General features: G+C 46.1%; 10 protein-coding genes and 1 pseudogene. 5 read left to right on the top strand and 6 right to left on the bottom strand.

The features are described from left to right. Positions 1 to 317: 317 nt before the first annotated feature. Positions 318 to 755 carry a transposase gene (locus DSM107010_RS35235; RefSeq protein WP_106167490.1) on the top strand — a complete coding sequence of 146 codons (438 nt, stop codon included), beginning with the start codon at positions 318 to 320 and terminating at the stop codon, positions 753 to 755. Here DSM107010_RS35235 and DSM107010_RS35230 read toward each other — a convergent pair. Next, entirely contained in the window at positions 733 to 1,950 is a 1,218-nt protein-coding gene (locus tag DSM107010_RS35230; RefSeq protein WP_106167489.1) for an IS256 family transposase, read from the bottom strand. The genes DSM107010_RS35235 and DSM107010_RS35230 overlap by 23 nt on opposite strands. 256 nt (positions 1,951 to 2,206) lie before the next feature. On the opposite strand from DSM107010_RS35230, the gene DSM107010_RS35225 reads away from it, so the two are divergent. Both DSM107010_RS35225 and DSM107010_RS35220 read left to right on the top strand, forming a co-directional pair. Further along, a complete protein-coding gene (locus tag DSM107010_RS35225; protein WP_106167488.1) occupies positions 2,207 to 3,850 on the top strand; it encodes an IS1182 family transposase in 1,644 nt (547 codons plus the stop codon). Positions 3,851 to 4,228: 378 nt separating this feature from the next. Then, a pseudogene (locus tag DSM107010_RS35220) lies at positions 4,229 to 5,144 on the top strand (IS982 family transposase). Between the two features lie 69 nt (positions 5,145 to 5,213). Here the strand turns inward: DSM107010_RS35220 and cysK are convergent. Together cysK and DSM107010_RS35210 are read right to left on the bottom strand one after the other, a co-directional pair. Beyond that, positions 5,214 to 6,176, bottom strand: coding sequence for a cysteine synthase A (cysK, locus tag DSM107010_RS35215; protein WP_106167487.1), 963 nt, complete (start codon positions 6,174 to 6,176; stop codon positions 5,214 to 5,216). Between the two features lie 13 nt (positions 6,177 to 6,189). Continuing rightward, entirely contained in the window at positions 6,190 to 6,657 is a 468-nt protein-coding gene (locus DSM107010_RS35210; protein ID WP_181246351.1) for an RrF2 family transcriptional regulator, read from the bottom strand. 108 nt (positions 6,658 to 6,765) lie between these two features. Here DSM107010_RS35210 and DSM107010_RS35205 point away from each other — a divergent pair, with 108 nt between their 5' ends. Then, on the top strand, positions 6,766 to 6,951 hold the full coding sequence (locus DSM107010_RS35205; protein ID WP_127025200.1) for a hypothetical protein: 186 nt from the start codon (positions 6,766 to 6,768) through the stop codon (positions 6,949 to 6,951). A gap of 17 nt (positions 6,952 to 6,968) precedes the next feature. Continuing rightward, complete coding sequence (locus tag DSM107010_RS35200) at positions 6,969 to 7,556, top strand: Crp/Fnr family transcriptional regulator (protein WP_106167486.1); 588 nt, start codon at positions 6,969 to 6,971, stop codon at positions 7,554 to 7,556. A gap of 6 nt (positions 7,557 to 7,562) precedes the next feature. Here DSM107010_RS35200 and DSM107010_RS35195 read toward each other — a convergent pair whose 3' ends face one another. The 3 genes from DSM107010_RS35195 to DSM107010_RS35190 all read right to left on the bottom strand — a co-directional run. Beyond that, the gene (locus DSM107010_RS35195; protein WP_106167485.1) at positions 7,563 to 8,840 is read right to left on the bottom strand and encodes a YeeE/YedE family protein; all 1,278 of its coding nucleotides are present in this window, start codon (positions 8,838 to 8,840) and stop codon (positions 7,563 to 7,565) included. Next, positions 8,840 to 8,989, bottom strand: coding sequence for a hypothetical protein (locus tag DSM107010_RS39070; RefSeq protein WP_158631950.1), 150 nt, complete (start codon positions 8,987 to 8,989; stop codon positions 8,840 to 8,842). Before DSM107010_RS39070 ends, DSM107010_RS35195 begins: the two co-directional genes overlap by 1 nt. 23 nt (positions 8,990 to 9,012) lie before the next feature. Continuing rightward, positions 9,013 to 9,878 (bottom strand): sulfurtransferase (locus tag DSM107010_RS35190; RefSeq protein ID WP_106167484.1); only part of this gene is annotated, 866 nt, incomplete at its 5' end.

Raw genomic sequence — 9,878 nt, 5'->3', positions numbered from 1 at the left:
ACTGCATATTTGTTAAGCATAATTGTATAAAATGAGGAAAAGAATAGTTGGATAAATCACCTCCACTACCTGTTAACCACACTGCCCAGAAGCAATAAACTTGAAGCGGGACTGCTCCTGAGTAAGCCACGCTCGATCGCTACACGCGCACAACTGACCGGGTATACGCTTTTTGTGGGGGCGTTCGACTATACATAAGAGCAATCGATTCAAAACCTGCGACTCGACACCGTGCAAGAAATCGCTCAAAACTTGTCTCTATCTACCCCTCCTCATCTCTTATCCCTAGCCCAGCGTCCTTAACACATATATGAGCAATGCCACAGTTTCCGCCCTTGACTGCCTGTCGAGCCAGCTATTTGATCGTGAAGCGGGAGGAGAATCGAGAGCGTGAAGACACCGAACTGTTGAGGCAGCTAGTAGCACAACACCCAAACTTAGCAATCGCAGTTGAGTTAGCAGATAAGTTCTTACGACTACTGCGTCAGCAACAGGGTGAGGCGTTTGAAGCTTGGTTGATCAAAGCGATGAAAAGTTCATTCAAGCCCTTTCAAACGTTTGCAGAAGGTCTTTTTAATGACTATGCTGCTGTCAAGGCAAGCATGATGTCAAATGTAAGTAATGATCCCGTGGAAGGGTTGAATAATCAATTGAAGATGTTGAAGCGGCAAATGTATGGACGAGCTGGATTAGAATTAGGGTTTGTCAAATGGATTGTGTCAAGGGAAAAAGTTAGGAAGGAAAGCGATCGCTAAACTCAATAGCGAAGCGATTTAAAGCAGGCTTCCAATCTCGAATTGGCATTGTCCATTTTTTAGCAATGTTCTGAATCGCCAGGTAAATCACCTTGAGAGCAGACTCATCAGTTGGGAAAGCTCGATGAGTCTTCATTACTTTTCTCAGGGTCATATTCATTGACTCAATAGCATTGGTTGTATAGATAGCTTTGCAAATTTCTGGCGGGAATGCGAACAAGGGGATAATGCGTTGCCAATGGGTCAGCCAGGCTCTACTAATTGTGGGAGATTGCTTGTCCCATTGTTCGGCAAAATTGACTAGCTGCTGCTCGGCTTCGGCTTCGGTTGTGGCAGTGTAGATCGGTCTGAGGTCGGCAGCCACAGCTTTACGGTCTTTGTAGGATACGTAACTCAGGGAATTTCTTACCATGTGGACAATGCATAATTGTACTTGAGTTTTGGGAAATACAGCTTCAATCGCATCAGGAAAACCTGTCAGTCCATCGATACAGGCAATGAAGATATCTTTGAGTCCCCGATTCTGTAACTCTGTCAGCACCTGTAACCAAAACTTGGCAGATTCATTCTGGGTCATCCACATCCCTAGCAGTTCTTTCGTGCCCGATAAATTTACCCCTAGTGCTAGATGGATGGCTTTGTTAATCACCCGCCCGTCTTGCCTGACTTTGACCACGATGGCATCAAAATAAACAATCGGATAAACTGGGTCAATCACCCGATTCTGCCAGATTTTCCGCTCCTCTTCCACTGCATCAGTGACATTGGAGATCAATCCAGGCGACACTTCTACTCCATATAGCTCTTGCAGTTGCGCCTGGATGTCACGAGTGCTCATGCCCCGTGCATACAATGACAGAATCTTGTCATCGAACCCATCAAAGCGAGTCCGTCCCTTCTTAACAATGATTGGTTCAAACTCACTATTGCGATCTCTTGGAACGCTGATTTCTGCCTCACCAAACTCGCCTTTAATCGTTTTCCTGCTGTGCCCGTTGCGACGATTGCGGATAGCCTTACCTTCAGTTGCAGGCTCCAACCGTTGCTCCTCCAGGTGCGTTTTCATTTCTGCATTCAAGCACCGCTCTACTAGCGCAGCTGTCAGTTGTTTGAGAATCCCACCTTCACCCAGTAAGTCTCCTGGGTTTTCATAGCCCTTAAGCAGTTCATCGAGTAATTCCGGTCGAAAGGTCATAATTGTTGTGTCTTTGGTTTAATAATTCATTAGATCTCATCTGTGACCTTTGACACAAATTATTTTACACACCCTAGAATTACTCAGCAGACGCTTTATCCTAGCTTCATAGGCAGCGTCCAAGAATCATCAGATCCTCACGTCATCACTGGATCACCAAAAGCGATACTGGTGGCGAAATATTGCTTAACAAATAACTCGGCTCTATCAAGCTCTATTTAGGATATGGAAGATGATCGATTCGAGGTTGGGTTAGATGTCCTTACATCCGCAATCTAACTATGCTGTACCAGCACAAACGGCTCAAGTTGCCAGAGCTATTTTTCCGAAAGGCAACCTTTGCATCACGATGGCAGATTGCCTTAGCTCCTTTCTCTGTGACGAAGACTTTAGCGCCTTGTTTTCCAGCCAAGGACAACCAGGAGTTTCTCCGCTACGATTGGCTTTAGTGACGATTTTGCAGTATGTTGAGGGACTTACAGATCGTCAAGCTGCCGATGCCGTCCGAAGTCGAATTGATTGGAAGTACTTACTGTGTTTAGAGTTGATAGATACTGGATTTGACCACACGGTTCTGAGCGAATTTCGGACTCGTTTAATTACAGAACACGCTGAAAGTTTAGTATTTGAAAAACTGTTGATTTTCTGCCAACAGCAAGAATGGCTCCAAGCTCGCGGTCGTCAACGCACTGACTCCACCCATGTTCTAGCAAGCATTCGTGCCGTGACGCGACTGGAATGTGCCGGAGAAACGCTGCGGGCTGCGTTGAATGCACTTGCAGTTGTTGTACCTGAGTGGTTACAAGTTCAGAGCCAGCCAGAATGGGTAGAGCGCTATAGTGAGCGGATTGAAGACTATCACCTACCTGTGTCAAAAGCGGAGCGAGAACAACAAGCCCAAGTGTATGGCGAAGATGGAAAACGACTGCTCGATGCGATCTTTGATGGTCACAGTCCAGAATGGTTACGGCAGGTTCCAGCCGTCGAAACGCTACGACGAGTATGGGTGCAGCAATACTATGTGTGCGATCGCAAGATTTATTGGCGAACAGAGCAAGGAATACCGCCAGCTACATTAATGATTAGTTCACCCTACGATCTCGATGCTCATTATTCAAAAAAGAATACAACATCATGGGTAGGATACAAAGTTCATTTGAGTGAAACTTGCGAACCTAATTCCTTACATCTGATTACAAATGTTGAAACGACAGCGGCACCTATCGCCGATGGTGATGTGACTGAATCCATTCATACATCGCTTGCCAAGAAGGATTTGCTTCCCAGTAAGCATATCGTTGATACAGGGTATCTAGATGCACAGTTGTTAGTAACTACTCAACAACAGCATCAGGTCCAATTGCTGGGTCCGACCCGTTCAGACCTACGCTGGCAATCCAAAGCAGGTAATGGATTTGCAGCGAGCGATTTCAAAGTTGATTGGCAACAACAGGTTGCCATTTGCCCCGAAGGTAAGACGAGTGCGTCTTGGACACCTGCAATTGATGGTCGAAACAATCAGGTGATTAAAATTAAGTTTGCACGACCTGACTGCGCCAATTGTCCCAGCCTGCATCTGTGTACTCGTACCAAAGAAAAGCGACGGCTCATTACACTTCGTCCAGAAGCACAGTACAAAGCATTGCAAGCCGCACGAAAACAAGCAATGACCGACGACTATAAAGCAGACTATCGGCGACGGGCTGGAATTGAAGGAACGCTCTCTGAAGGCATTCGCGCTCATGGACTCCGCCATGCCCGGTATATTGGATTAGCTAAAACTCATCTGCAACACTTGATGACCGCAACTGCTATTAACTTCAAGCGCATCTTTTACTGGATATCGGGAGTACCACAAATGACTACACGAACTTCACAATTTGCAAAGCTGATGGCTTAGACCGAAAATTAAGCAATATTTCGCCACCAGTATCAAAAGCTCGGAAGAGCCCAAGATAGTTGACATTTCATAATCAGTCCTATTGTGACTATCGCAACGCTATTCTCAGACAACACATCGAATAACAACCGATCAAAAAATTACAACAACGGGTCGAGTACTTGAATTATCCAAGTTTAACTTGTTCCCCTTGCTATCGCTCAATCACCCACTTAGTCAGCATTTTTTAAAGAAAGTTTAGTACCACACGCTGTGAAAGATTACAGAATAGTAACTCTCCGTGGCAAGTAATCGAATTAACGTGAGTTCGACGGTGGGAGATGAGCCAAAAAGGAAAAAGAGACCTATGCTCAAAATACACAGTGATAGGTCTCCATGATGAATAGCACCATTGTATCCCGCCTAGATGTGACGCAAATTTTTTGTGAGGTAGACGACTTCTATCAAAGCTTTGAACGACATTGGCAGCAACAACCTCTGTTGACAGCAAGTTGTGGGGAACGGTTGTGTCGCTCTCGATTAAGCTTAAGTGAGGTGATGACAATTGTGATTGCTTTTCATGGCTCTGGCTTATCGTACATTCAAGGAATTCTACACGCTACAAGTCTTGCCAGACTGGCGTAAAGCTTTTCCTCATCTAGTTAGATATACTCGTTTTGTTGAATTGATGCCTTGGTCGTTGATGTTGTTGTGCTGCTTTGTGCAGACTCGTAAGGGAGACGTTACTGGCATTTCATTCATTGATTCAACTCCAATTGAGGTGTGTCATCCAAAACGTTCTAAGAGCCACCGTGTATTTGAAGGCTTGGTGGGTTGGAGCAAAAATTCGGTCGGTTGGCACTATGGGTTTAAGCTGCACTTGATTATCAACGACCGAGGTGAGTTGCTGGCTTTTAAGCTGACTCCTGGCAATGTAGATGACCGCAAACCTGTACCTGATTTAACTCAAGACTTAATTGGGAAGTTATTTGGCGATCGGGGTTACATATCTCAAGAACTGTTTGAAAAACTCTATCAGCAAGGGTTAGAGTTAATTACACGACACAAAAAAAAGATGAAGCAACAGATGGTCAAGTTAATTGACAAGATTCTCTTGCGTAAACGAGCCTTAATTGAAACGGTCAACGATCAACTCAAAAATATTTCTCAAATCGAGCATTCCCGACACAGAAGCATCTGGAATTTCCTGGTCAATTTGTTGGCTGGATTGACAGCTTATACTTATTTGCCCCAAAAACCCTTGCTTGATTTAGACTTCAAAGGCTTACCTGCTCTCCCTCCGGCTGTTTTTTAATTTCGTCGAACTCACGTCGAATTACGTGCGTTCGATTTAGTGCTTAGAGTTGGAAACAAGATTAGTATGTTATTTCAAAGCGACAGCATCTACTAACTCTAAATCTTGAAACAGGGCGGTACTGAGATAGCGTTCGCCAAAGCTAGGCTGTACGATCGCAATCAGTTTAAGAGCATTTTCAGACCGCTTTGCTACCCTAATTGCTGCATATAGAGCTGCACCAGCAGAAATACCAGATAGCAATCCCTCTTCTCTTGCCAAGCGACGGCTGTAGGCGATCGCCTCTTCATCTGACACTTGAATCACCTCATCAACTAGTTCGGCTCGGTAAACTGCTGGGATAAATCCCGCTCCAATCCCCTGAATTTTATGAGGTCCAGGTTCACCACCTGCAAGGACTGGGCTGCTAGTTGGCTCCACCGCGATCGCTTGAAAACTCGGTTTTCTATTTTTGATAACCTCTGCTACACCTGTAATCGTGCCACCTGTACCCACTCCGGCAATTAGGATATCTACCTGACCATCTGTATCTGCCCAGATTTCCTCAGCCGTAGTTTCTCGATGCACTTGAGGGTTGGCGGGGTTGCGAAATTGTTGCAAGATGTATGCACCAGGCGTTTGCTTGACGATTTCCTCAGCACGAGCGATCGCGCCTCGCATTCCTTGATACCCTGGTGTCAACTCTAGCTGAGCGCCATAAGCTTTAAGCATATTACGCCGCTCTATACTCATCGTGTCGGGCATAGTCAGAATTAACTGGTAGCCCTTAGCTGCTGCCACCATTGCCAACGCAATACCCGTGTTACCAGAAGTTGGTTCCACCAGAATCGTCTTACCAGGATGAATCAAACTTGCTGCTTCTGCTGCTTCTACCATACTCAAACCAATTCGGTCTTTAACCGAGGATGCTGGGTTCATGCTTTCTAGCTTCACCACAATTCGCGCCAACGCCCCTTCTGCTTGAGGAATTTTATTCAACTGCACTAAAGGAGTCCGTCCGATTAACTCTGTAATGTCTTTTGCAATTCGCATGGCAGTTCCTCAATTAGATGTAATACATTGGGTTGGTTTGTTTGAGTGCATCTCTTTGCTGGCATAAGTCTTGGAGCGTATAGCTGCTCAAAACTTTGTGTGAAGCAAGATTCGCTTGTTGCCAGATTTCACATAGCAAATTCTTTTCTACAGTCTGCTCGGCAGAGTACTCTCTTTCTCGACGATCCCCTTCCATCAGATTTACCACTTCCAACAACGTCACCTGCCAGGGTTCTCGAACCAGCGAGTAACCTCCTTTCGCACCCCGATGACTTTTAATCAAGCCACCACGCCGCAGGTCAGTCAGAATTTGCTCTAAATAGCGTTCGGGTATGGGCTGCTTGGCAGTCATTTCGCTCATAGTTAAAGGGGACTTTCGATCTAGGTGAGTTGCTAGTTCTAATAGTGCTAGCAGGGCATATTCAACTTTTGGAGCCAGCTCTGGGACAGGATATTGGCGACCGTTGAAGTTTAAATTCATCATACTACGATTGATCGACAAGATTATCGTGCTTTTATATCGGCTTTAGCTCGATCGCAGCTAATGGTGTGATAATATCTCATTGAAGCTAAAAATACTATATTTCGATTGAGTCACCGTACTTTAACAAGTAATACCATATTTGAACGAGTCAAGGATTTAGAAAAGCAGGTGGAGCAACTGCAAACGCGATCGCCCGTTTTCGCTAACAACTCGGGTAATCCAAACATTAACAGCATCAAGAGGGATAGCAGCTCAGCGATCGAAGACTTTCTTGATGGTGCTGGAATTTAGTACCTTATTTGAAAAATATGACTCTCTCCTCACCTGCATCAAGTTACTTAGTTAGAAGAACCAGGCAACATTTTGCTCGTCGCACCGAGTTACCGTACAAGCACAACAGCTTTTGGGAGATTGAAACTGGTGTCGTGCGAACTTTGACCTGGCTTGAAGATGGTAAGGCGGTGGTTTTGGGACTGTGGGGAGCGGGAGATATTGTCGGTAAAGGTTTATCCCACGTCGATCCCTATCAGATTGAGTGTTTGACAAAAGTTGAAGCAGTATCAATATCTCTGGAAGAAAGCGATCGCCTGAGTGAGGTTCTGCTTGCCCATCTTCAACAAGCTGAAGAACTGATGGTAATTCGGAGCTACAAAGCGATGGACATGATGCTGCTGAGATTGTTGAGCTGGTTATCGCAAAAGTTTGGTCGTGAAATCGAGCAGGGACGTTTAATCGATCTGCGCCTGACCCATCAGGATCTTGCCGAACTGCTGGGTTCAACTCGCGTCACAGTCACTCGGATCTTGAGGCAGCTTGAGCAACAGGGTTTGATTCAGCGTCTTCCACTGCATCGAATCTTGCTGCGAGAAGAAGAAATTTGGCACTATGAAATTTAGAGCCAACTAATTCGATAGACGAAACAAAGGGCGCAGGCGAATCCCGATCGCAGTACCTAGCAAAGCAGAGGCAATCCAGACCCAACCATGCAAGCTAGTTGAGGCGATGCCACCAAAGAAGGCACTGACATTACAGCCGAAGGCAATGAATGCGCCGTAACCCATGATTAAACCGCCCAACCCAGTTGCAGCTAATGCAGACCAGGAGAATTGAGCTTTTGGTACTAATCGACCTGCCAAACCAGCTGCTAACACAGCTCCTAAGATTATGCCGAAATTCATCACCGAACTCACGTCAGCAAATATGCTTTGACTGAGAGCTTGCTGTCCTGCTCCATTGCTCCAGAAAGGACTAGTACCAGGATTCCAACCCAGAGCTGAAGCAAGTTGAGCCGACCACACGGCAAATCCCCATGTAACTCGCCACGGCTGACCTGAAAGCAGCAGTGTCAACCAGTTGAGAACTGCCAAAGCCACAGCACCCATCAGCAGCGACCAGGGACCGTAAATAAGGGAGTTGGTAGGGGCGCACAGCTGTGCGCCCGTACAGGGTCGGGAGTCAGGAGAATTTTGGATTTTAGATTTTGGATTTTGGATTGAAGAATTTAACTTTTGACTTTCGACTTTTGACTTTTGACTTTCCTCTTCCCCTCGTCCTCTGCTGCTCCACCACCAGAGGCAGCCTGCTAGGAGTAAAAATAGCACTAGCTGCAAGCATACAGCTCCCACCCAGCCCCAGGTTTGACCGAGAGAAACTGCTGGAGTTGCTGGTAATCCTGCCCAAAGTTGTCGCGTCAAACTTGCCCAGAATGCACCGACACAAAAGGTAATCAAGGTGAGTAGCATGGAGAGGCTACCACTACCAATAGTGTAGAGAGTACCACAGCCACAGCCCCCGCCCAATTGCATTCCAATTCCAAATAAAAAAGCACCGATCGCACCCTGAATTCCGACAGGTGCAACAGCTCCTTGCACTTCCTGACCAAACACCGCTCCGGTTGCTAATACGGGCACAAATAGTACTGTCGCGATCGCCAGCATCGCTAACTGGGCATACATCCCCCTCACATCTCGACTCACAAAAAGTTTGCGATAAGCAGATGCGAAGCCGAAGCGGGAGTGGTAAAGACTGATACCTAACAAGCCGCCCACGAGAAACAAAATACTCTGCCGCCAACCATAGGCACTCAAGGCAACAGCCCCAGTTGCAAATAATACTAAGGCGATCGCCACCACTTGTTTTTGTGGCTGAGGACGAGCAGTAAGTAGTTGAGATGAGATCATTAGCCGCGATTCTCCGATGCCGGTGGCGGAGTTTTAGGCGGAGTTCTGGTACAACTAACTAGATTTCCTTCATCAAGGCTGGTTGTCGTGGCGATCGCTGTTCCGAAGCTGAATAAAAAACTGGCTGTCAGTAAGGCGATAAATTTCATCAGTTAATTCCTCTATGCTCGAATTATGCTGCTTGCTCTGCTCCTGTTGCTACAGGCAGATCGGTTGTACTGTACTCAGTCCAAGAACCTTCATAGATTCTGACCTTGGGATAATTTAACAGGTGTTTCAATACCACATATTGTAAGGTTGCTTCCCGCCCAGTGCTGCAAGTCACGATAATCTCGCTTTTTGGATCGATCTTTCTCGCAGCCAAAAGCTGCTTAATTTCAGCCAAAGGCTTGAGTTTGTGAGGATTGTTGGCATCAGTAAAAGTAGGCCAAGGAATGTTTCGCGCACCTGGGATATGTCCGTTGCGAACCCAGATATTTTCTTCACCTCGAAAGAGTTTTTCCGGTCTGGGGTCGATGAAAGTGACTCCTGGTTTGCCAATTAAGTTTTTTACCTCATCCAGCGTCACTCGCACAGATGGTTTATCCCGCACCGTAAACTTTCCTGGTGTATATCTGGGGAACTCTTTAGCTACGGGTTGAGAAGCCTGATAACCTGTATACCCACCATCAAGTATGGCAATATCGCGCACTCCCGATCGCTCTAACAAATAAGCCACCATTGTTGCACCCAAGACATCTTTATCGTCTGAGTAGACCAGAACGCGGCTGTTGTTGGTTACTCCAGAGGCAGTGAAGATCTGCTCCAGTTTTTGTTCATTCCAGTACTGCACGGGGAGAAATCCATTCGGACCTCGAAAGGCAGTGTCGGCAATATTGACGGCGTTAGGAACGTGTCCGGCAATATAGTCTAAGGGAACGTTACGCACATCCAAAATCCGCAGGTTTGGATCTTTAGCGTTAGTACTACAGTTGTAGATAATTGTTAGAATAGGATAGAAGTGCGATTGCGATTGCTGTGATGTTTCAACAAGCTTTA

The organism is Chroococcidiopsis cubana SAG 39.79, from assembly GCF_003991895.1.
Taxonomy (GTDB): Bacteria; Cyanobacteriota; Cyanobacteriia; order Cyanobacteriales; family Chroococcidiopsidaceae; genus Chroococcidiopsis; species Chroococcidiopsis thermalis.
This window is presented reverse-complemented; position numbering and strand designations above follow the sequence as displayed.